This window comes from Paraburkholderia metrosideri (genome assembly GCF_904848625.1).
Classification (GTDB): Bacteria; Pseudomonadota; Gammaproteobacteria; order Burkholderiales; family Burkholderiaceae; genus Paraburkholderia; species Paraburkholderia metrosideri.
Genome location: NZ_CAJHCP010000002.1, coordinates 273,339 through 295,450, shown reverse-complemented (window position 1 = coordinate 295,450; position 22,112 = coordinate 273,339). Strand labels below are relative to the sequence as shown.

The 22,112-nt window shown below is 61.0% G+C and carries 20 protein-coding genes; 7 read left to right on the top strand and 13 right to left on the bottom strand.

The genetic code is table 11. The annotated features are described in order from the left end of the window. Window positions 1-190: 190 nt before the first annotated feature. On the bottom strand, window positions 191-451 hold the full coding sequence (locus tag LMG28727_RS04215) for a hypothetical protein (RefSeq protein ID WP_201641355.1): 261 nt from the start codon (window positions 449-451) through the stop codon (window positions 191-193). A 512-nt stretch (window positions 452-963) separates the two neighbouring features. Between LMG28727_RS04215 and LMG28727_RS04210 the strand changes: the two genes are divergently transcribed. From LMG28727_RS04210 to LMG28727_RS04195, 4 genes are all read left to right on the top strand, one after another. Beyond that, window positions 964-2,433 (top strand): DUF3300 domain-containing protein, encoded by a 1,470-nt coding sequence (locus LMG28727_RS04210; protein ID WP_201641050.1) that lies wholly within the window; start codon window positions 964-966, stop codon window positions 2,431-2,433. 12 nt (window positions 2,434-2,445) lie between these two features. Continuing rightward, a complete protein-coding gene (locus tag LMG28727_RS04205) occupies window positions 2,446-3,363 on the top strand; it encodes a DUF2950 domain-containing protein (RefSeq protein WP_201641049.1) in 918 nt (305 codons plus the stop codon). Next, the gene (locus tag LMG28727_RS04200) at window positions 3,360-3,701 is read left to right on the top strand and encodes a hypothetical protein (protein WP_201641048.1); all 342 of its coding nucleotides are present in this window, start codon (window positions 3,360-3,362) and stop codon (window positions 3,699-3,701) included. The genes LMG28727_RS04205 and LMG28727_RS04200 overlap by 4 nt, the downstream gene beginning before the upstream one ends. A 129-nt stretch (window positions 3,702-3,830) precedes the next feature. Beyond that, window positions 3,831-4,472: a VIT1/CCC1 transporter family protein gene (locus LMG28727_RS04195; protein WP_201641047.1), complete on the top strand. Its 642-nt coding sequence runs from the start codon at window positions 3,831-3,833 to the stop codon at window positions 4,470-4,472. Window positions 4,473-4,588: 116 nt separating this feature from the next. Here LMG28727_RS04195 and LMG28727_RS04190 read toward each other — a convergent pair whose 3' ends face one another. Then, the gene (locus LMG28727_RS04190; RefSeq protein WP_201641046.1) at window positions 4,589-5,176 is read right to left on the bottom strand and encodes a BPSL1445 family SYLF domain-containing lipoprotein; all 588 of its coding nucleotides are present in this window, start codon (window positions 5,174-5,176) and stop codon (window positions 4,589-4,591) included. 182 nt (window positions 5,177-5,358) lie between these two features. Then, window positions 5,359-5,550 carry a DUF2964 family protein gene (locus LMG28727_RS04185; protein WP_201641045.1) on the bottom strand — a complete coding sequence of 64 codons (192 nt, stop codon included), beginning with the start codon at window positions 5,548-5,550 and terminating at the stop codon, window positions 5,359-5,361. Window positions 5,551-6,283: 733 nt separating this feature from the next. Between LMG28727_RS04185 and LMG28727_RS04180 the strand changes: the two genes are divergently transcribed. Together LMG28727_RS04180 and LMG28727_RS04175 are read left to right on the top strand one after the other, a co-directional pair. Next, the gene (locus tag LMG28727_RS04180) at window positions 6,284-6,709 is read left to right on the top strand and encodes a glycine zipper family protein (RefSeq protein ID WP_201641354.1); all 426 of its coding nucleotides are present in this window, start codon (window positions 6,284-6,286) and stop codon (window positions 6,707-6,709) included. Between the two features lie 37 nt (window positions 6,710-6,746). Beyond that, window positions 6,747-7,346: a hypothetical protein gene (locus LMG28727_RS04175; protein ID WP_201641044.1), complete on the top strand. Its 600-nt coding sequence runs from the start codon at window positions 6,747-6,749 to the stop codon at window positions 7,344-7,346. A gap of 83 nt (window positions 7,347-7,429) precedes the next feature. On the opposite strand, the gene LMG28727_RS04170 is transcribed toward LMG28727_RS04175, so the two are convergent. The 10 genes from LMG28727_RS04170 to LMG28727_RS04125 all read right to left on the bottom strand — a co-directional run bounded on the left by LMG28727_RS04170 (window position 7,430) and on the right by LMG28727_RS04125 (window position 20,146). Then, entirely contained in the window at window positions 7,430-7,687 is a 258-nt protein-coding gene (locus LMG28727_RS04170) for an RNA recognition motif domain-containing protein (protein ID WP_201641043.1), read from the bottom strand. An 85-nt stretch (window positions 7,688-7,772) separates the two neighbouring features. After that, window positions 7,773-8,360 (bottom strand): PqiC family protein, encoded by a 588-nt coding sequence (locus tag LMG28727_RS04165; protein ID WP_201641042.1) that lies wholly within the window; start codon window positions 8,358-8,360, stop codon window positions 7,773-7,775. After that, on the bottom strand, window positions 8,357-9,988 hold the full coding sequence (locus LMG28727_RS04160) for a PqiB family protein (protein ID WP_201641041.1): 1,632 nt from the start codon (window positions 9,986-9,988) through the stop codon (window positions 8,357-8,359). Before LMG28727_RS04160 ends, LMG28727_RS04165 begins: the two co-directional genes overlap by 4 nt. Next, on the bottom strand, window positions 9,972-11,255 hold the full coding sequence (locus tag LMG28727_RS04155) for a paraquat-inducible protein A (protein WP_201641040.1): 1,284 nt from the start codon (window positions 11,253-11,255) through the stop codon (window positions 9,972-9,974). The genes LMG28727_RS04160 and LMG28727_RS04155 overlap by 17 nt, the downstream gene beginning before the upstream one ends. Continuing rightward, the gene (locus LMG28727_RS04150; RefSeq protein WP_201641039.1) at window positions 11,252-12,748 is read right to left on the bottom strand and encodes an efflux transporter outer membrane subunit; all 1,497 of its coding nucleotides are present in this window, start codon (window positions 12,746-12,748) and stop codon (window positions 11,252-11,254) included. The genes LMG28727_RS04155 and LMG28727_RS04150 overlap by 4 nt, the downstream gene beginning before the upstream one ends. A gap of 1 nt (window position 12,749) precedes the next feature. Beyond that, window positions 12,750-15,941 carry an efflux RND transporter permease subunit gene (locus LMG28727_RS04145; protein WP_201641038.1) on the bottom strand — a complete coding sequence of 1,064 codons (3,192 nt, stop codon included), beginning with the start codon at window positions 15,939-15,941 and terminating at the stop codon, window positions 12,750-12,752. 13 nt (window positions 15,942-15,954) lie between these two features. Then, complete coding sequence (locus LMG28727_RS04140) at window positions 15,955-17,235, bottom strand: efflux RND transporter periplasmic adaptor subunit (protein WP_201641037.1); 1,281 nt, start codon at window positions 17,233-17,235, stop codon at window positions 15,955-15,957. A gap of 253 nt (window positions 17,236-17,488) precedes the next feature. Continuing rightward, window positions 17,489-17,875, bottom strand: a complete 387-nt coding sequence (locus LMG28727_RS04135) for a response regulator transcription factor (protein ID WP_201641036.1) — start codon at window positions 17,873-17,875, stop codon at window positions 17,489-17,491. A gap of 193 nt (window positions 17,876-18,068) precedes the next feature. Next, the gene (locus LMG28727_RS04130; RefSeq protein WP_201641035.1) at window positions 18,069-18,692 is read right to left on the bottom strand and encodes a response regulator transcription factor; all 624 of its coding nucleotides are present in this window, start codon (window positions 18,690-18,692) and stop codon (window positions 18,069-18,071) included. Beyond that, window positions 18,689-20,146: a sensor histidine kinase gene (locus LMG28727_RS04125; protein ID WP_201641034.1), complete on the bottom strand. Its 1,458-nt coding sequence runs from the start codon at window positions 20,144-20,146 to the stop codon at window positions 18,689-18,691. The genes LMG28727_RS04130 and LMG28727_RS04125 overlap by 4 nt, the downstream gene beginning before the upstream one ends. A 1,069-nt stretch (window positions 20,147-21,215) precedes the next feature. On the opposite strand from LMG28727_RS04125, the gene LMG28727_RS04120 reads away from it, so the two are divergent. Next, entirely contained in the window at window positions 21,216-21,899 is a 684-nt protein-coding gene (locus LMG28727_RS04120) for a recombinase family protein (RefSeq protein ID WP_201641033.1), read from the top strand. Window positions 21,900-22,112: the final 213 nt, after the last annotated feature.

The window sequence follows — 22,112 nt, the reverse complement described above, 5'->3', positions numbered from 1 at the left end:
TTACAGGTCGGGCTTTGATGTTCGGCCTTACCTCCAGCAGGGCGCGAGAGAACTCCCTGTCAATCGGGGAGGCCCGCGTGACGCGGGACTTTTCTTCGGTCGCTCCTGGAAGTGTGAGGCCTCTGAAGGTTATGAAGCGTGACCGCGAAACCGATGCCGCGTAGGCGATTGCATCGCAGGTGCTTGCACATCATTGGGGTGCCCCGTTATGAGCCGTTGCAATTGCAGCGTCTCTTTCCTTGGCAGCTTCTGCCTTCTTGTGGTCGTAGACTTTCTTGGCGGCAGCGACTTTCCTGTCATACGCCTTGTTGGCCGCGGCGACTTCCATGCGCATCTTGACGATCTCATCATTGCTGCCGCTGTGCGGAGCGCTCTGATCGTTTTGCGCCCATGACTGCAACGGTGCACTCAGAACAAACAGGACCGACGAAACTGTTATTACCCTATTCATATGATTCACTATTCTCTCCAGTTACTGAATTGAACAAAGTCGGCGTGAGATGATCGCAGTGAATGTTTTGCGGCGATATCTGCCGAAGAGTTCTACGCGTTCTTCGTGGTTAATGCGTGCGAACATCGATTGTCACTGCGCAAGTGCGCAATCGGCCGCGCGCCCCTCGGGAGCACAATAGAAGAACGCTGCTGACTCTGATATTGGACCTTGGTCTTATCAGGATCATTGAGCGCACCGCCCCGCGAGAATGCTGATACTGGTAAAGACCGTTTACAGTCAGCCGTCATAAGACCAAAGGCTCATTGTGACGGGCCGAAGCAAGGTTCAATAATGAAGCTGCGATGAAACCGGCAAATCAGCGACCAAACCTGTGTGCCGGTTTCAATTTGCGAATAGATTCAGAACGTGCTGACGATTCCGACTGTTTGGCCCATGACCAGACTAGAAATAAAACCGGCTACAAAAATCCGCACACCGTCTGACATCGTGCTCAGCTGGGAGAACCTGCCATGTATCGGTGGACTGAAAGACTGACGAGAGCAGTCTGCGTGGCGTTCATCGCCCTGCTGATGGTGGGTTCGATCGACGCGACCGCCCAGGATCAGCCGCAGCGACCCACATTCAAGCCGGAGGAAATCGAGGCACTGGTGGCCCCGATCGCCCTTTATCCAGACTCTGTGCTGTCTCAGGTACTGATGGCGTCGACCTATCCGCTGGAAATCGTGCATGCCGCGCGTTGGGTCAAAGAGAATCCCAAACTCAAGGGCGATGCGGCGGTAAAGGCGGTACAGAGTCAGCCGTGGGATGTCAGCGTGAAATCGCTGGTCGCGTTTCCGCAGGCGCTGGAACCGATGAACGACAAACTTGACTGGACCCAGAAACTAGGCGACGCCTTTCTCGCCCAGGAGAAAGACGTTCTCGATGCCGTGCAGCGTTTGCGCGCGCGTGCGCAGGAAGCAGGCAACCTGAAGACCAATGAACAACAAAATGTAAGCGTGGAGCCCGCACCTGCGGGGGCACCCGCGACGCAGACGATCGTGCGGATCGAACCGGCGAACCCGGCAGTCATCTACGTGCCGGCCTACAACCCTACCGTGGTGTACGGCACCTGGAGCTATCCAAGCTATCCGCCCTACTATTGGCCGCCGGCACCCGCTTATTATCCGGGCGCCGCGCTCGCCACGGGCCTCGCCTGGGGCGTCGGCCTGGCGGCCGCCGGCGCGATCTTCGGCAACTGCAACTGGGGCGGCGGCGACGTCAATATCAACGTCAACAAAGCTGCCAATATCGATCGCAATTTTGATCGCACCAAGGTCCAGGGCGGCAAATGGCAGCATGACGCGAGCCATCGCCAGGGTGTTGCGTATCGCGACAATGCGTCGCGTGAAAAGTACGCGAGGAACGTCTCCGGCTCGGATGCGCGCAGTGATTTTCGCGGTCGAAATGGCGAGGCAGGTGACCGGGGCGACCGCAATGACCGCAACAACGCGAGTGATCGTGGAGACGGACGCAACAACGCGGGTGATCGTGGAGACGGACGCAACAACGGCGGTGCGGGCGATCGCAACGGCGGGCGGGATAACGCGGGGGTAAGCGACCGCGCGAATACAAGGAACGACGCCGGGGTGAGTGACCGCGCCAGTACCAGGGACAACGCTGGCGGAGCGGACCGGACCGGCGCAGCGAACCAGGCCGGCGTGGCCAACCGGGCCGCTGGCGGCAACGGCGCCGGCGCGGCAAACCGTGCTGGCGCCGCCAATACCGCCGGCGTCAGCGATCGCTCCGCAGCGTCCGCGCGGCCCAGCACCGGCGGTGCTAGCCGCGACGGCGCCTTTCAGGGCGTCGGCGGCGGTGGCCGCTCACAACAGGACTTCAACCGCGGCCGATCCAGCGCTCAGTCGTCGAATTTCAACCGACCAAGCGGCGGCGGCGGCGGGATGCGAGCAGGCGGCGGTGGTGGCGGACGTGGCAGGCGCTAAGGAGACACGAGCATGAAGTCACCACTTGGATTTCTCGCAGCGCGCCTGGGCTCGCTCGGCGCGTGGTTCGCCATTGCCGTCGCGCTCTGCTTCGGCGCACCGAATATGGCGAACGCCCAGAAGCACTTCGAATCGCCACAGGAAGCGATGAGCGCATTTGGCGACGCGGTTGCCGGCGGCGACGAAGAAAGCCTGAAGGTCCTGCTCGGCCCGCGCTTTCGCGCTCTCATTCCGCCAATGGGTTCGGAGATTCGCGACCGCTTCCTGACGGCCTGGGGCGTGTCTCACACCATTCAAACCGTTGACGACGACCATGCCGAGATCGCCGTCGGCAACGACGGATGGACACTCCCAATCCCCCTGGTGAAATCGGCGCAAGGCTGGCATTTCGACACGCTCGCCGGCGTCGAGGAGATGCGCCTGCGCCGCATTGGGCGCAACGAACTGGCCGTCATCCAGACGATGCTCGCGATCTACGATGCCCAGCGCGAATACGCGCAAACGGATCACGACGGCAGCGGCGTTCTCGCTTATGCCAGGAAGATGTCGAGTTCGCCCGGCAAACGGGATGGGCTCTACTGGCCGAGCGGCCCCGATGATCCGCCAAGCCCGCTTGGTGCCGCGTTCGCCACGGCGGGCTCGCGTCAGGATGGTCACGCCGGTTACTACGGCTACCACTACAAGCTGCTTACCTCGCAGGGACCGCACGCGCCAGGCGGTGCGTACGACTACGTCGCGGACGGCAAGCTGTTTGGCGGCTTCGCCGTTATCGCGTGGCCGGTTCGCTACGCGGATACCGGGATCAAAAGCTTCATGGTCAGTCACGACGGACAGGTCTACGAACGGGATCTCGGACCGGATGGCGCAGCGAAGGCCGCGGCCATGCAATCTTTCGATCCCGGTCCAGGCTGGGCCAAGGTCTCGCCTTGACACGCCCCCTGCTCGCCGCCGCGTGTGGCGTCCTGCTCGCGCTATCGGCCTGCGCATACTATGCCGTTCCCGCAGGCACCGTCGTGATGACGCCGGCCAGCTTTGACCGCTCGTTCTCCGCGGCAGCAGGTGCGATGCGTGACGAGGGACTGGCCATCACGGTTCAGGATCCGGCACGTGGCATCGTGGTGGGCAACAGCGACGGCAGCGTCGTGACCGCCGGCATCAATCAGCAATCCGACGGCAGCGTGCAAGTGCGCTTCGACGCCAGCGACTCCCGCGATCCTGCTTTGCTGCAACGTATCTCGCGTAGTTATGACCGGCGGATGGGCCGATGACGGCCCAACGTTTGAACGCGCAATCGAGTTGATCGCGAAGCAGCGCGCTTAGGTCGGTCCGGCTAGTTCTGTTGCGCAGCGTCAAGCCGAACTGTGCGGCGGCAACACCGGCAAGAGTCAGGAGCAGCTATGCAACGCGAAGCCCTGCTTGATCCAATCGACCGGGTGTCCGAGATTCTATTTGGCCTGATCATGGCGGTCACGATCGTGGGCTCCGCGTCGATCGCGTCCACGTCGGCGACGCCAGGGAGGGTGGCGACCATTGCAGCGTTAGGCTGCAACCTCGCGTGGGGGCTGGTGGATGCGGTGATGTATCTGTTGCGTACGGCGACTGAGCGATCGCGTTTGCGGAGTCTGGGATATCGGGTCATCCAGTCCGACCGGGATGCCGCACGGGAAATCATCAAGACAACGCTGCCTGACCATGTCCGCGCGATAGTCGGCGACGCAGAGATCGAAGTCATGCGCAGCCGGATCCACTCGCTCCCTGCCAATGGTCGCCGCACGCTCGAAACACGCGACTTTCTCGAGGCCCTCGGGATATTCCTGCTGGTGGTCATCGCCACCTTCCCCGTCGTACTGCCCTTCCTGCTGCTGCGTTCCACGCCGCTTGCGCTGCTGTCATCGCGTGTGATCGCGATTGGCATGTTATTCATTCTCGGCTTCGCACTGGGACGATACGCCGGCTATCGCGTGCCGCTCTACACCGGACTGGCGATGGCCGCACTCGGCGTCGCGCTGATCGCAGCCGTGATAGCGCTCGGCGGCTAGTGCGAGCGGCGAGCGGCGAGCGGCATGCCAGCACTCTGCACCGCGAGTGCCGCTGCGCACCGAACGCACTCAGGGGGATCGTCCCGCGCGTGACAGCGAGACTGACCGCTCCCGGCTCACAAATTCAGCCGTGTCACCTTGGTGCCGTTGAGCGAAGCATCCGCCATCAACCCGGTATTGGTCAGCACGAGCGCCAGCACCTGCGATGAAGCCGACGTGGTGTCGATCGTCCCGTTCGCGCCGACCTTGAGGAGCGACACCGCGACGTCGCTGCCCACCGACCACCCGGCCGCATTTCGGAACGAATCGAGCGCATTACGTGTCATGAACATGAAAATGATGGCCGTCGATTGAGCCCCTGCCTGGAATCCAAAAGAAGCCGCTGCCGTGCTGTAGTAGCCCACTGTCGCACCGCCCACTCGCAAGGCTCCCTGGCCATACGCTGCGCCGACGATGAAGGCGGCCTTCTTCACATCCGGAAACACCAGAATGCCCTGGGCCTTCGACGCGAGTTCGTGAGAGCCCCCGACCATCGAGAAAAGCCGGCTCAAGGTGCCGTCGACGCTGGCGTCGATCGCCTGACGCTTCGACTGATCGGTTTCCGGGCTGTTGCCACTACCCGACGTGGTGGTGCAGCCCGCGAGCATCAAGCCCCCCACGACGCTGACTGCAGCCGCTTCTATGACGAAATTCCTTCTGTTCACGATCGACCTCCGATGAGTTTCCGAGCTACGTCCCCGGGTGAGCAAGTCTCGCAGTTAAATCGTTCGAGTCAGCGTCGCTGCCGCCGCCAACCATAAGGTGAGCCGCATCGCGTAGCGCTGCGACGAAAACATAATGCAGGGCATCAAAGCCGATTTTTCTGGAACGCTGCGCTATCTCCGTCTCACTTGCCCGCACGATTGCCCGGCCTGAGAAACCAGACGAAACCGGCAATGCCGATAACCATCGCACACACCCCGAGTTCGACCAGCGTCGGCCGTTCATACAGCAAGCCACGAATCGACGCTGCAAGACCGCCCAGCGTCACGAACACCGCAATCGCCGCCAGAACGATCCTGCCTTCCACGCGAGCCATGACGAGTTCTCCTGCTCCACCTCGACTTCTTCAGCCTCTGGCCGGTGTCGTGGCGGTCGCGAAGTGGGCTGATAAGGCCATCTATCCGGCGTGGCCGTTGGAGTTTGAGCGAACACGTCGTCGGTCGTAGTCGGCCGCCGTAGCCCCAGAACCGCAGCCGCCAACGACAGCACGCATGGCACGCCGGCGAACAGCGCTTGCGGCAAGCCGCCCCTGGCGATCCCGCGGACGCATTGCGGTCCCACGCCATGGCCGACGGCGAACAGGCGTCTCTCGCCGGCCTCTCTGCGTCACTACAATGGTTCTTCTGCCGGCAACGAACAATACGACCTTGGTCCCATGAATCAAACCGGTGGTCGTTCGGGGTTCGGCAGAGGAACTCCGGCCACGGCGAGTCGGGAATCGCCTCCTCAGAAGTCGCTGTCTTTTATGGGCGTATCCCACCCACCGGCCCTGGCCCGAACAGCGGTCGAATTGCACATACGACCTTGGTCCGATTGCCTGCTGCGTGCCTCGGCGCAATGATTAAAGTGAACCTGCGCTGAGCGCACGCACACCGCCCTGTGCGGGATCCTGACAGGACCGCCGCGATTCACGCAGGCTTGAACTTCACGCGTGCCCGACATCCGCAAGGGTCGCCTGCGGTCCACCTTGGCAAAGGCTTACGCAAGGAGTCGCCGTGACCATCACCACCTTGACAAAGTATTTCCTCGTCGCCGCTGTCGCCGCTTCGATGGCGCTCGACGGTCTGGCGCAAAGCAAACCCATTGCCTATCCCGCGAAAGGACAAAGCCAGCAAAAGCAGCAGCAGGATGACGGCGCCTGTTATTCGTGGGCCAAGAGCCACACCGGCGTGGACCCCGTTGCCGTTGCCAATGCCCCGCCGCCGCCATCCGGCCCGGCGGTCGGCGGCGGCGAGCGCGTGCAGGGCGCGGCGCGGGGTGCGGCAGGCGGTGCGGTGATCGGCGCGATTGCAGGTGACGCCGGCAAAGGCGCCGCGATTGGCGCCACCACCGGCACCGTGGTCGGCGGTTCGCGGGCGCGCCAGAACCGGCGCGCGGCCGCCGCGTCGACACAGTCGCAGAGCCAGGGCGCGATCGACACTTTCAATCGCGCCTATGCCGCGTGTATGGAAGGTCGCGGCTACACGATCAAATGAACGACAACGCACCACGCAAGCACTCAAGGAGAGCAGCATGAGAAACAGAACGAGCAGCGGCAAACTGATCCTCGGGGCGGCGTTCGTGTGTCTGGCGAGCGCCGCGTTCGCGCAGACGCAGCCCCAGATAGCGACGACAAGCGCGCCCGGCCAGGTATCGGTGAGCGGGACGCTCAAGACGACCGCGACGGTCGTCGGTATCGAACCGGCCACCCGCACTGTGTGGCTGAAAGACCCTAAAGGCAAAGTCGTGCAACTGGTGGTCGGTGACGAAGCACGCAACTTCGACCAGCTCAAGATCGGCGACGTGGTCAAGGCGGAATACTCGCAGGCGATTACCGTCACGCTCAAGAAAGGGGGCGGAGCCGCGCCGATGGCGAATGAAAATCAGACTTTGGAACGCGCTCCGATGGGCGCCAAACCTGGCGGCACCGCAAGCCGGGAAGTGACGATCATGGCGAACGTCACGGCCGTCAATCACCAGAGTGGCGCGATGACGCTCAGAGGTCCGCAAGGCAATTCGGTGGAAGTCGTCGTGGAAGATCCTGATCAGCTCAAGCTGATCAAGAAAGGCGATCAGATGGAGGTGGTCTACAACGAGGCCGTCGCCATTTCCGTCGAACCTCAGGCGAAATAGCCGCGCGGCAGGCACGCCCGGCTGTGCTCAACCGGGCGCCTCGCCGATCACCGCGATAGCCAGCACCTACGCGGAACGCCGGATCACGACTCGTCGCGATCCGGAAGCAGCAACGCGGTGATCGTGCGATTCATCCAGAACAGGTTGTGAATACGCGTCTGGAGCACGCGCAAGCGGTCCGCCGGGATATCGTCGAAAACCACCATTGCCGCAGGCCGCGACCCCGCGCCAGGAATCCGCCGGATCGAACTGAACGGGGGAAATCCATAGCGTGTCAGGAACTCGCCGATTTCTTCGTCCGTGACGCTTTCTTCCACGTTTCCAAGCAGAAGTTCAGCCATGATCGTGGCTCCTCGATAGTGGCAATCGTTGCACTCGCGGCGAAATCAAATCACGCAGGAATAGCCCATGCCGCGGCATGCCGTGTCACTGAACCGGCGCGGCCTGCACCGCAGCCGCGATATCGCGGCTGACCGACGCCAGCGCCCGATCGTGCGCGGCGACCAACGGCGCGAAGCCCGGCTCCGATACCGGCTCATGGGCCACGGAGCGGCCCGTCATGGGGCGGCCCTTGCCCGGCGCTCGCACAACCCATTGCACGTCGACGGTCACGTCCCTCCCCGGCGCGGACTCGAAGCGCATCACGTCGATCCGTACATGCCAGACGCCGAGCGGATCGTGCGTCGCGTCGTACACCGAGATCTGCGGCGAGCCGAGCAGCACGGCGAGATCGGCGGCGATCACGCGGCCAATGTCGCTGCCCAGCGGTTGTGCCCAGCGCGCGAATTCGTTGACGGCGACCTCGCCGTCGCCCACCCGCGTCACGATCTGTGGACGATCCACGGTCTCCGGTATCGTCACCGGACCGACCACTGCAACCACGGGCCGTGTCGCGCCGGTATTGCTGAGCGAAGCGTCCGGACTCAACGTATAAAAACTGGCCGATGGCGACTTGCAGCCACCGAGCGCGACGCCGGCGATTGCAATCACAAAACATGCGGTCGCAGACTTCATGGTTTGTCCTCCGACTTGCCCCTAACCAGCGCTTCCGGATGCCGTGCCAGGTAGTCCGCCAGCGTACGCAGTGTCGCGGCGGTGCGGGTCATTTCCTGCATCGCCTGTTCGGTGGATTGCTGCAGCGACGAATCCGGCTGCAGCATGCTGTTCGCGGAATCCAGCGCGGTTTGCGCCGAGTTCAGCGTGTCGTGAGCCTTCGGCACGACGTCGGTATTGAGCTGCGAGATCAGCGCGTTGGTCGTGCGCAGCGTGGTGCGTGCATCGTTGCCGATCCCTTCGAACGGAATGTTATTAAGCTTGGCCAGAAGTCGCGTAACAGAGTCCTGCAGCGATTGCAGCGTGCGCGGAATGGCGGGCAATTCCGGCGGTGATGCGCTCCAGTCAATGGTCGCCTTGGGGGCATCGGGGAAGTAATCCAGCGCGACGTAAAGCTGACCCGTCAGCGGATTGCCGCTCTTCAGCTGAAAGCGGAAGCCGTGCTCGACGAGATAGTTTGCGATCCCGCGAGGGTCGTCACTGATACGCCCGCCTGCCCGGCCCTTCTGATAGCGCGACGTAAAGCGCTCCGGATAGATCTCTATTTCGACCGGAATACTGAAGCGATTGTGCGCCCGGTCGAAGCGGGTATAGATCGCCGTCACTTCTCCAATCACCACACCCCGGAAGTCGACCGGCGCACCCACCGTCAAACCACGCACCGAATCCAGAAAGTTGATCACGTATCGATCGACGATCCGGTCGTGCTGCTTCATCGCATCGGCACGCGTGTCGTAGAGCCGGAACTGTGCATTGGGAATGGCGCTGGCGCCGTCCGTCGAATCGAGGGCAGAGTCTGGCGGCGACTCGAACGCGACCCCACCGATGATGATCGACACGATCGACTGGGTTTCGACCCGCAGCCCGTTCGTATCGAACGCCATGTCCACGCCGCTGGCGTGCCAGAAGCGCGTATCCGCTTTCACGAACTGGTCGTACGGCGCGTTGACAAACACCTTCAGCGTGACGCCCCGGCCATCCGGGTCCAACTGGTAGGAGGCAATCTGGCCAACCCGAAGCCGGCGGAAATAGACCGGCGTGCCCACGTCCAGCGAGCCGAGCCCCGACGACTTCAGCGTGAACTCCCGCCCCGGCACATCGCTGGCGAAAACCGGCGGCTCCTCGAGTCCCACGAATTCGCGGCGAGCTTTGCTGGCGTTGCCGACATCCACGTCGATATAAGAACCGGAGAGCAGCGTGCCGAGTCCCGACACCGTGCCGCCTGAAATGCGCGGGCGCACCACCCAGAAGCGGGTGTTGTCGACCAGCAGGCTCGCGACATCGCGCGTCACTTCCGCCCTCGCCACCACGCGCTTGTGATCCGCCGACAGGTTCACGGTTTCGATGACACCAATGTCGACATCCTTGAACTTGAGCTTGGTCTTGCCGGCTTCCAGACCTTCGCCGGTCTTGAAGCTGATGGTGATCTTCTCACCGCGTTCGAGGACGGCCTTGGTGGCCAGCCATCCGCCGATCAGCACCGCCACGATCGGCACGAGCCACACCAGCTGCATGCGCCAGCGCGAGCGCGGAATTGTCTCCGCCGAGGGCAACTCGGGGCTATCAGGCTCGTCATTCAACCCGGACATGGTGCCTCTCCGCTCCGTCCCAGATGAGGCGCGGATCGAACGACATCGCCGCGAGCAGCGTCAGCACGACGACCGCCCCGAACGCTATCGATGCCGGGCCGGCTTCGATCGTCGCCAGCGCCTGGAATTGCACCAGCGCGACGAGCATCGTAATCACATAGATATCGAGCATGGACCACCGCCCAACCAGTTCGATCACGCGATAAATCCGCGTGCGCTGCTCGGGCAGCCATTGCGAATGGAACTGGGTCGAGACGGCAAGATAGACGAGGCCGAGAATCTTGAGCATCGGCACCACGATACTGGCGATAAACACGAGAACCGCGAGCGGCCATGAACCGGAGGTCCACAGATACACCACGCCGCTCATGATCGTGTCTTTCTGCGCGCCGAACAGGGAACTGGTGTTCATCACGGGCAGCACGTTGGCGGGGATATACAGCACCATCGCGGCCAGCAGGTAGGCCCAGGTCCGCGATAGGCTGGCCGGTTTGCGCAGATGCAGATGCGACTTGCAGCGCGGGCATGCCTGCGCGCCCGAGCGCGCAGGATCGCGGACCAGCAGTCCACATTCTTCGCACAGCGCCAGTCCGTAAGCGGATGCGGTGACGGCACCGCGCCGCAGCTTGAGCTGCGGCCGCGCCCATGGACGGCCGCCAGTTCCGACGGTGCAGATGCGCGACCAGATCTCACGTGGATCGAATGCTGCCGACGCCGCCGCAAGCAACAGCATCAGGATGACGAACGACCACAGTGCCGTGCCCGGCACGACTTTGGCGATGTGCGCGAGTTTGACGAGCGCCACCAGCAGACCGAGGATCAGCACTTCGGTCATGCCCCACGGCCGCGCCAGCTGAAACAGCCGAAAGCCTTCGACCGCGCGCCATGGCACGCGCCCCAGATGCAGGGGGACGAGCAGCCAGAGCATCGCCAGCGTTTGCAATGCGGGCATGACGATGGTCGTCAGCGCGACCAGTATGGCGAGCGGCCAGGTGCCGTGGCTGTACAGCATACGAACCGAGCCCGCCAGCGTCGTCTGAACCAGATTGCCGTTGACCGACAAGCCGACGATCGGAAACACGTTCGAGATCACCAACAGCACGGCCGCCGCAGTCGTGAAAGCGAGTGCATATTCCGGCCCGTTGCTACGCCCTCTCCTGAGTTCCGCGCGACAGCGCCGGCAGCGCAACGAACTGCCGGGCGTCAGCGGCGCAGCATGCTGCAGCAGATCGCACTCCTCGCACGCGATGATCTCCCGCCCGTTCATTTCGCCTCCAATGCAACGGGAGGGACGTCTGTCGACGGAGGGGTCGACGCGGGCATAGGCGCGGCCGCTGGCGGAACCGACAGCTTCTCCGCTTCGACCACCCAGCCGCCCCCCATCGCCTTGTAGAGATTGACGAACGAGGTTAGCTGCGCGCCCTGCGTCTGCGTGTAGCTCAGTTGCGCATTGAACAGGCTCCGTTCGGCGTCGAGCACTTCGATGTAACTCGTATAACCGCCTTCGTAACGCAGACGCGCGAGCCGCGCGTAGGTATGCAATGCCTCCACCTGTTTGCCGACTACCTCCAGCTGTTCGCGCGTCTTCTGAACCGAAACCAGCGCGTCTTCCACCTCCTGAAATGCCACCTGAATCGCCTTCTCGTAGGCAAATAGCGCCTCCTGCTGACGCGCCTCGGCCTGATGCACCTGGCCTGTGATATTGCCCGCTGTGAAAATAGGCTGCGTCACGCTACCCGCAAATGACCATACTCTGGCCGGGCCGGTGAACAGATTCGAGAACTGCGCGCTGACGGTGCCGAACAGTCCCGTCAGTGAGATGGACGGAAAGTAAAGCGCCTTGGCCGCGCCGATCAGCGCGTTTTCCGAGACCAGGGTCTGCTCGGCCTGCAGCAGATCGGGGCGGCGTTCCAGCAAGTCGGACGGCAAGCCATCGGGAATCGCCGGCGAGCCCATCGCCCCCAGCTCGCGACCGCGCAGTATCGGCCCGGGATTCTTGCCGATCAGGACCGACAGCGCGTTCTCCTGCTGCGCAATCTGCATCTCCAGAAGCGGGATGGTCTGCTTCGCCGCCTCGTACTCCGACTCGCTTTGCGCCAACTCCATTTGCGACACTTCACCGCCCTTGAATCGCAACGTGAACACCCGCACCGATTCGTCGCGGCTCTTCACGGTTTCCTGCGCGATGGCCAGTTGCTGATCGAGATTGCGCAAGTTGATGTACGCGGAAGCAACCGAGCCGACCAACGTCAGAATGGTGCCGCGGCGCCCCTCCTCGCTCGCCAGCAGATTGGCGCGCGCAGCTTCGGTCTGACGGCGAACCTTGCCGAACAGATCGATCTCCCACGCGACCGACACGCTCGCGTCGAACTGGTTGTAGATCGGACTCACGCCATTCGGCACAGGTATCCCTGCTGCCAGCGACGCGCGTTGACGCGACGCGTCCGCACCGGCGCCCAACTGCGGAAAGAGGGCCGAACGCGTCGTCACGAACTGGGCCTGAAACTCGTCGACCCGCGCAGCCGCCATCTTGACATCGCGGTTCTCGAGCAGCGCGCTTGCAATCAGCTGATTGAGCACAGGGTCCTGAAACTGCTCCCACCACACCACGTTGGCAATCTGCGCGGACTCGCCCTGCGCGAAGCGATAGGTGGCCGGCACCTCCACGCTGGGCCGCTCGTAGTTGGGGCCGAGCAGGCAACCGCCCAGCGCCAGCAATGCGGCGCAAGCGAACAGACGCGGCGGCGCTCTCCGGTCCATGTCAGTGACTCTCTTGCGAGGACGCGCCCGGCGGCACGCCCGGGTCCGCTGCGCCCTTATCCGGTGTCTGCTTGCCGCTTTGAGAGCGCGACGACATCGTTTCGAGCAGGTAATAGAACATTGGAATGAAGAACACGGCGATCACCGTCGCGCCGATCATGCCGCCAATCACCCCGGTGCCGATCGAATGGCGGCTGTTGGCCGACGCGCCCGTCGCAATGGCCAGCGGCACACAGCCGAGAATGAATGCCAGCGACGTCATCACGATAGGACGCAAACGTTCTTCGGCCGCCGTCATGGTCGAATCGAGCACGGATGCACCGGTCTCCCGATTCAGCACCGCGAACTCGAAGATCAGGATCGCGTTCTTGGCGGCGAGCGCAACCAGCATGGTCAGCCCGATCTGGAAGTACACGTCGTTGCTCAGGCCGCGTATCAGGATCGCCAGCAGTGCGCCGAACAGCGCGAACGGGACCGCCATCAACACGCCGACCGGCAAGCTCCATTTCTCGTACTGCGCGGCGAGGATCAGGAAGACCATCACCAGGCCGAACACGAACACGAGCCCCGAGGTGCCGCCGGATTGCCGTTCCTCGTAGGCCTCGCCGCTCCACGCGACGTCGTAGCCGGGTGGCATCTGCGCCGCCAGTTCCTCCAGGGTCGAGATCACCTGCCCGGAACTGAAGCCCGGTGCGGCACTCGCGGTGATCTTGATCGCCGGGAAATTGTTGAAGCGCGTGACCAGATCGGGACCGACGACAAAGCGGTAAGTGGCCACCGAGGTGACCGGCAGCATCGTGCCGGTTTTACTGCGCACGAAAACCTGATCGAGATCGGCGGGCTTCAGACGGTACGACGGCTCTGCCTGCAGGATCACCTGCCACAGCCGGCTCGAACGGTTGAACTGGGAAACATAGAGCGAGCCGAACATGGTCTGCATCGCGCTATATGCATCTTCGACCGGCACGCCTAGCGTCTCCGACTTGTCGCGGTCCACCTGAAACAGCAATTGCCGCGACGACGCGTTGAAGGTCGACGTCACCCCCGTGAGTTCCCGGCGCTGCCTTGCCCGCATCAGGAAGTCCTGGGCGACCTCTGCCAGTTGCGCAATGCTCGCGTCGCCCTTGCTCTGGATCCACACTTCGGTACCGCCCGTGGTGCCGAGACCCGGAATCGACGGGGGATTCACGGGAAATACCACGCCCTCTTTCACGTTCGCGAAATGACGGGCCGCGTCGAGCAGAACCGTGCGCGCGTTCTGGGTTCTGATATTCGCCGACGAGTAGCGCTCGTCGAAGCTTTTGAAGCCGACAAAGAAAGTCCCCGAATTGTTTTTGTTCTGACTATCGAGCAGGCTGAAGCCGTCGACTACCGTGATGCTGCCCACGGCTGGCTGCTTCATGAAGTAATCGGTGACCTGTTGCGAGACTTCGCCGGTGCGGTCGAGACTCGCCGCGTCCGGCATGATGATCGCGCCGAGCAGATAGCCCTGATCTTCCGGCGGCAGGAAGGCCGATGGAATCGAGCGCAGCATCAGTACCGCGAGCACGATCATGCCGACAAAGAACAACAGGCCAAAAATGAAACGCTTGATGATCAGCCTGACCGCTCGCGTATAGCCCGCGGTCATCTTTGCGAAGGCGTTGTCGAACCAGCGGAAGAAACCCTTCTTCTCGTGATGGGAACTCTTTAGCAGCAATGCAGCCAGTGCCGGCGACAAGGTCAGCGCCACGATGCCGGACAGCACCACCGAGATCGCGATCGTAATGGCGAACTGCTTGTACATCTGCCCCGTGATGCCACCGAGGAACGCCACCGGCACGAACACCGCGCACAGCACGAGCACGATGGCAATGACCGGTCCGGCCACTTCATCCATGGCCTTTTTCGATGCATCTTTTGGACTGAGCTTATAGACCACCATATTTCGCTCGACGTTCTCGATCACGACGATCGCATCGTCGACCACGATCCCGATGGCGAGCACCATCCCGAACAGGGTCAGCATATTGATCGAGAAGCCCAGCAGCAGCATGAACATGCAGGTGCCGACGATCGAGACCGGCACCGCTACGATGGGAATCAACGTAGCGCGCAAGCTTTGCAGAAACACGAACACGACGATCACGACCAGAACCAGCGCTTCAAAGAAGGTATGAATCACATCGGAGATCGAGGCCCGGGTGAACTCGGTCGTGTCCATTGCGATTTCGTAGGTCATCCCCTCGGGAAACGATTTTTTAAGCTCGGCCAGCGTCTCACGGACCTTCTTCGAGACGTCGAGCGCATTGGCGCCAGGTTGCTGATAAACCGCGAGAACGGTCGCGGGTTTGCCCTGAAACCGGCTGCGAATCGAGTAATCCTTTTGCCCGAGTTCGGCTCGCCCGATGTCCTTGATCCGCACAATGGCCGCGCCCCCATTCGCCGCGCGCACAATGATATTTTCGAATTCTCGCGGCTCAGTGAGACGGCCCGTGGTCGTCACGGAAAAAGATTGTTCGACGGCCGAGCCCGTCGGCGATTGGCCGATGCTGCCCACCGCGAATTGCTGGTTCTGGTTGGCCACCACGCGCTGCACGTCGCCCGCGGTGATCCCAAGTTGGGCCATGCGATCAGGCTTCAGCCAGATACGCATCGCATAGTCGGGGTTGCCAAAAATACTCGACTGGTTCGCGCCCGGCACGCGCTTGATTGCATCGAGCACGTACACGTTCGCGAAGTTCGCGATATAAACGGGATCGTAGCGATCGGTCGGCGAATAGATCGCGATCACCATCATGAACGCCGACGACTTCTTCTGCACCTGAATGCCCTGCGCCTGGACCGATTGCGGCAGCTGTGGCAACGCCAGATTCACGCGGTTCTGCACATCCACCTGCGCCAGTTCGGGGTTCGTGCCAATCTGGAAGAATGCATTGATCGTCAGATTGCCGGTCGATGAACTCGACGAGTTCATATAGAGCATGTTGTCCGCGCCATTCACCTGCTGCTCGATCGGCGCGGCGACGTTGTTCGCCACGACCTCCGCATTGGCGCCCGGGTACGTGGCCGAAATGGTGATCTGCGGCGGCGTGATGTCTGGATATTGCGCGACCGGCAACGAGAACATTGCCAATGCCCCGCCCAGCGTAATCACGATCGAAATGACCGACGCGAATATCGGGCGATCGATGCAGTAGTGCGAGATGCTCATGTCGGTCGCCCTTTCATTGGCTCGCACCGCTGCTGGATCCTTGCGCCGGGGCTCCCGCAGCCTGCGTCGCAGGAGCGGACGCCGCGCTATTCGCGACTGCCGGCGCCGCGACAATCTTGAGTTGAGCCCCCGCGGCAACCCGTAGCGCACCGTCCACGACAATGCGCTCGCCCGCCTTGAGTCCTTCCGACACGAACCAGTCGTCGCCGTGCCAGTCGCCCACTTCAATCACTCGCTGGTGCGCCTTCGACTGGTCGTCCACCACCCACACGAAATGGCTTTTCGCACCCTGCAAGACGGCGCGTTGCGGGACCAGAATCGAATTGGGCCGAATCGCGCCGGAAATACGCGCCCGGACGAATTGACCCGGCCGCAGGAGCCCCTTCGGGTTGTCGAAAACCGCCCGCACCAGGAAGGTCCCGGTTTCGGTGTTGAAGGCCGGATTGGTAAAGTCGATGCGTCCCGTCTGCGAGAACTGCGAACCGTCGGCGAGAATCAACTCGACCTCAAAATTGTTGTGCGCGGGAAACTTCAACTGCCCCGTTGCAATCTGGTCGCGGTACTTCAACATCTCGTTTTCAGAAATGCTGAAGTTCACCCACATCGGGTTCAATTGATAGACGTAGGTCAATAAGCCGTTGGCGGTAGCCGTGACATAGCTGCCATCCTGCTGGCGGGCAAAGCTCGACAGACCTGTGAGCGGCGATTTGATCGTCGTATAGCCGAGATTCAGCAGCGCTGTATCGACTTCGCCCCTCGCCGCGATGACCGCTGCCGCAGACTGCTTTTCGTTGCCGACTGCGTCGTCGAGATCTTTCTTGCTCAACGCATTCTGCGCGGCCAACGGTTCAACGCGGGCGAGATTGGCCTTCGCGACTTCGAGCCGGGCCTGTTGCTGCGCCAACTGTCCTCTGGCGGTCTGCAACGCGGCCTCGAACGGTTTGCTGTCCATCTGGAACATCGTCTGACCGGCCTTGACTACCTGTCCTTCGACATACATGCGCTTGTCGAGAAAGCCGTCCACTCTCGAACGGATCTCGACCTCCCGGGAACTCTGGGTCTGCGCGGTAAATTCGAAATCGACCGGGGTGTCCTGCTGGACCACCGTCGTGACCGTCACATCCGGCACGACGGCCGCCGGCGTGGCGGGTGGTTTCCTGCATGCCGCGAGCAGGGTGACGCCCGCTGCGAGCAGCAGCAGCGCACGTGCTGCACACGCAAACCAGGCCAATGCACGCGCGAGCACGCCAATCCGCCACAGCGGCGCGCAGCGAAGGACGGGAACGGGTTTCATCGTAGGGCCCGCATGATCATGAGGCCGTCGGGTTGCCGACCGGCACTGGTGTTGCCGGCAGGCTGACCACAGCAACGCCGGGCAACATCGTGGGTACAACGGACTTGAACATCATCACGTACGCTCCCGGATTTTCTTCAAACGATGCCGCGCAGCGCGCCGAAGAACGCGGCGACTGAGTGCAGTTTGGTAGTCGGGATAAAACGCGACAATCGGACCTTAGTCTCATATCGCTGTGCAGAGCGAACGTGGTTCAGTCCAGCGACTGGCGCCCCAGCGCCCTCTCCACGGCGCCGATCAGAATGGCGCCGTTCAGCGGTTTGCACAGGTATTCCATCGCGCCGGCCGCCATCGCGGCCTGTCGGGCGGACATCTCGTCGTAGGCGGTAATCACGATGATGGGCAATGACATCGGCAAAATCCGCCGCTGAACTTCCAGGCCGTTGATGCCCGGCATCTGGATGTCCAGAATCACACACGCGGGCCGATACGACGGAGTCGAGGTGAGCGTGTCCAGGAACTGGGCGCCACTGGAAAACGTCTCTGCTTCGATTCCGGCCGAGCGCAGCAGCCGCTGGATAGAGCGGCACACCGACTCATCGTCGTCGATCACAGCTACGATTGGCTCGAGGTTGGGCATATGACAGCGCGAGCGCGCGGTTCCCCATAGATAAGCTTTACCACTCCAGCGTAACGGCAGATAGCGGGTTGCGATATAGGGCTTTGGTCCACCAGCGCATCGGCGAAGTGAACATGTCCGGGCGGACTGCCCGGCTGGCGCCGGCAGTGAGCTCGGAAAATTGGCGGGGCGCGGTTCGGGGTACCGCGCTGGGTTACTCGTCGTCAGCGGCGTGCACGCCGCCTTTTTCTGCCAACCGGACGAGTTCGACGATCGATCTCGCCTTCATTTTCTCCATCACACGAGCGCGATGAATCTTGATGGTCTTTTCCGCGGCGCCCAATTCGCTGGCGACCTGTTTGTTCAGTCGACCGGTTAGCACCAGCGCCATCACTTCACGCTCGCGACGAGTGAGATGATTGACGCGTTCCTCGATCTCGGCGCGCTGCTTTCGTTTTGCGCATTCCGCACTGGCACGCGCAAGCGCACGCTCGATAGCCGCGAGCACGAGCGATTCGCACACCGGCTTGATCAGAAAATCGACCGCCCCGCCCTTCATCGCATCGGCACAGGAACCGATGTCGCCGTGCCCCGTCAGAAATATGATGGGCAGAAGCTGATTGAGTTGACTCTGAACTTCGAGACCCGTCAGCCCGGGCATCTGCAAATCGAGCAGAATGCAAGCGGGTGTGCTCGCCAGATCGTTCCTCTGCAGCAACGATTCTGGACTCTCGAAGGCTTCGACGTGGTATCCCGAAGCGCGCAGTAACCGGGCTAGCGCACCTCGCACACGTTCGTCATCGTCAACGATAAAAACGCGCGCGATGCTCTCGTTCATCGCGGCCGGTGTATATCGGCCTGCTGTGCACCCGGTCCCGCCGGCAATGTCACGTGAAACGACGCTCCCATACCCTCGTTGTTCTCCGCCCATAATCGGCCTCCGTGACCGGTGATGATCGTGCGGCTGATGGAAAGACCCAACCCGAGTCCCAACGGCTTGGTGGTGTAAAAGGCTCTGAAAATCTTGTGCATCTGGTCGGCCGTCAGGCCGGGTCCGTGGTCTCGCACGGTGATCCGCACGCCGCCGCCCGGTTCGTCGCGGGCGATGGTCTCGACCAGACGTTCTTCAGGAGCGCGCTCCTTGACCGCGTCGAAAGCGTTCAGCAGCAGGTTCAGTACGACCTGCTGAATTTGCACCTTGTCGCCGTACACTGGCGCGAGATTGCCGGCAAGGTCGAAGCGGATCTGGATGCCGCGCGTGATGGCGTCGCTGTGCACCAATCGCTCGATATCGCCGATCACCTCGTTGACACTCAACGGGCGCAAATCAATCTCGCCTTTACGCGCCAAGGTGCGGATTCTATGGATCACCTCACTCGCCCGGCAATTGTCCGTGACAATATCTTCCAACGCATCGCGCAATTCTGCGGGATTGGCCGTCTTCGACGCCATGAATTTTTGCGCTGCCTGAGCATTGAACAGTATCGCGGTAAGCGGTTGCTTCAACTCATGGGCAAGAGAGCCGGCGAGCTCACCTAACGACGATACCCGCGCCAGATGTTCGAGTTCCTCACCGCTTCGAGACACTTCGGCACAAGCCGTGCGATCCAGAATTACCACGATCTGTATGACCTGATTCAAGCTTCTGTGTCTGCTGGTATTCACTTCAGTGGGAAAGTCGACGCCATCACGGCGTCGCGCAACGAGCACCTGAGTCGTTGCCACTTCCGCGATTCTGTTTTCGACGTTGTTGTTCGCCCCCGTCAAATGGCTGTCACACACGGCATGAAGGGGGAACAGCATATCGGCCGATGCAGCCGTCAATTCTTCCCGGCTATAGCCGAATAGTTCGATTGCTTTGGCGTTGGCAAAGATAATCCGGGCCCGCTGGTCGATCGTGACGACCGCGACGGGCATCATTTCAAGTGTCTCGCACAGGGGCATTCTCACGTCCAGCACGCGACGGGTATGGCGCTCCCGTCGCCAGAGCCACGTCGCCCATGCACCGACATATCCTCGCAATCCTGGCGTCGGTTCAGCAACCCGATGCGTAGTGGACATTGTCTGCCTCTTCGATGATTCAACTCGACGGCGAACAAAAGGAAACGAGACGCATATACCATTTCGCGAAGGGCGATTTTCCCCAACGCGAGTCGCCTGGCTTGTTGTTCGCAAAGAAGGAATGTCTGGGTAATGACGGTGAGGAATCCAACGCTTTGGGTGGAACCGGGCTAGTGAAGGTTCTACTTTGTTTAACGCCAGTTCCTTAACCTGCATGATCAGATTGATCATCGGTGTCTCCGTACCGTTACGTGCAGATGCAATGCTACCGAACGTCTGGACTACGGGATTGAACCACCTGATTTGATTGCGCGACACAATTGCCGTGGCCAGCGGCAACTGCACCGAAGTATAGGCGATGCAAAAATTTATTACCGTGCATTACCAATGTTTTTTTGCTTCCCTGGATTTGCGTTTGTATAGAGATATTTAATTTAACAGCAGCAGAAAAATGCACCGAAGGTGTCAAAGCTGCTGCGTTGCATTCAGCCAGACTTGACAACTACGTTTAACGAACGTTCTCAGGATGGTTAAGGATATCCACCCACCTGCATCACACCGAAATCGGATCGTGGGAGGGTCCGTCAAAAGTACTCCGAACGTTTCCGAATGATGCAATATGCATTTTTCCGGGCTTCATCTAAAAGGTCCATTCGAGGACAAGACGCAGAAGTGCGACATCACAATCCCTCCGGTACATACCGGAATGGATACATTGGTCCGTGATAACCCTATGGTTGAGACGCGCTGACAACAAGATCCAGCTTTTTGGCAAGATCGTCAGCACCGAATCGCGTCTGGCTGACGATCTATATTGAGGTGCGATTTCCTGTTATCAGCGCGCACTGTCGCCTCATTCCTGAAGCCACGAGGTCGCACATCGTGAAGTTCGCCAAGACGCGCACCCGATGAAAGGTCGCGACTTCTTAATTGCATCGGATAACCGTTCTAATGCAGCGCCGATAAATCCATCATGTCGCGGCACTCCACAGCTCCGGCGAGCGCGGTTACCAGGGCGCTCACGCACGAAAAAGAAATAGCCAGCGTATGTCGCACGATCCAAAGGTCATATTGGACCAAGGTCTTATGGTCTGGTCACCTCAGGATTCATACATTGATATTCTAATCAAGCCGCTCCACTGGTACACGGCTACCGTTATGTTTCAAAACATCTCGCTTAAGTCGGCGGCTGGAAGCGTCACATTCATCCACTGAACTCAATGAAGATGGCGCGCAGTTCATCACTGCCGTCGATATGACCGTAGTGGGAATTCTACGAATGATTTAAGGAACTCACTTCATGGCAACGTGCAAATGCGTCGTCTACTACAGAATCAGCGATGGCCGCAAAGGCTCCAGCTGTCCCGATCTGTACGCACAGCGCGCCGTGGTAGCTGACTATCTTCAGACAGGTGAGTGGAAGGTGGTTGGAGAGTTTACCGGCAATGATACGAAAAAAAGCACTGACGTCCTGGCCGCGTGCGCCGAATTACGTAAAGCCGTCGAGATGTGCAAGAAAAAACACGCGACGTTAATTTTTGCGCATCTCGGTCGACTCGCGCGAAGTGCTCCCTTTGTGAACAGTTTGATGGATACAGGTGTCGACTTTAAAGCCGCCGATCTGCCCGAGGCGGACCGATTCATGATGCAGGTCCATGCGGTGATGGCTGAGTGGGAGCGCGATCAGCGAAGCCAGCGGATGAAAGTTGCACTCGCTGCCGCGAAGGCGCGCGGGGTCGTTCTCGGTGCAACGGGAACGGAAAATTTGAAAGCGAATATCGAAGCGCGCCGGAACGCGGCCAATGCATTTGAAAAGTCGGTAGCGAAAGTGTTCGCCAGCTTCAAGGCAGAAGGACTGACCCAGCGCGCGATGGCGGAAGAACTCAATCGGCGGGGCATTGCGTCGAGGCGCGGGGGCGAATGGAAAGAAAGTCATGTAAGAACCGTGCTTAAGCGGCTCCAGGAGAAATTCGCCCATCATTAGCGTTGGTTTCGTTCGAGCCACGCAAGAGAGTTCGGGCGATGCGATCGATCACTGGCGCATAACGCAGGCCAAGCAGCCGATTTTCGCTAGCTGCCATCTCTACGCATTGTTGGCGAGCAGTTAATGACTGGCCGAGTAAGACCAAAGTCCGATTGAATCGTCGTTGCCTGCACAACACTATGGACTTTCAACCTAAGCGCGTCGCAAGTCTTC